This window comes from Enhygromyxa salina (assembly GCF_002994615.1).
Classification (GTDB): domain Bacteria; phylum Myxococcota_A; class Polyangia; order Nannocystales; family Nannocystaceae; genus Plesiocystis; species Plesiocystis salina_A.
Genome location: NZ_PVNK01000120.1, coordinates 1 through 543, shown reverse-complemented (window position 1 = coordinate 543; position 543 = coordinate 1). Strand labels below are relative to the sequence as shown.

Annotated in this window: 1 protein-coding gene; it reads right to left on the bottom strand. The window is 68.9% G+C overall.

Going from position 1 to position 543, the window contains the following annotated elements; genetic code table 11:
• Positions 1 to 543: FG-GAP repeat domain-containing protein (locus tag ENSA5_RS11985; protein WP_146155604.1), on the bottom strand; the 543-nt coding region annotated here is incomplete at both ends.

The window sequence follows — 543 nt, the reverse complement described above, 5'->3', positions numbered from 1 at the left end:
ACCAGACCAGGTGCCCGGTCCCCGTCCCCTTCAGATCCACGACCTCGGCCCAGTCGACGCTGCGCACGCCCGGGAAGCTCACGATCGCCTCGGCCGCAGCGAAGCCGTTGCCCGCGAGGTTGCGGTAAAGCGTGGCCCCCCGGTCGCCGAGGTAGATCAGATCCGTCGCCCCGCTCCCGTCGACGTCGGCGAGCCGCACACGCCCGGGCTCGAACGACCTCCCGGCCGCGAACGCCGACAGCCCGCCCATCCGGATCATCGGCCCAAAGCGCCCGTACCCGAGGTTCGACCAGTACACCACCTCGCCGTTGCGGATCCGGACGATGTCGACCAGCCCGTCACCGGTCATGTCCGCGTACTGGATCGCCATGCGCGGATCCGAAAACAGCACGACCGGCTTGCTGCGATCATCGCCAGGGTTTGGCACGACCCGCGGGCTCTCGAACCCCTCCGCGCCCTTGCTCCGATACCAGACGAAGTCGCGGCCGCGATCGAGCAGTAGATCGGGAAACCCGTCGCCGGACAGGTCGATCAGCTGCACTC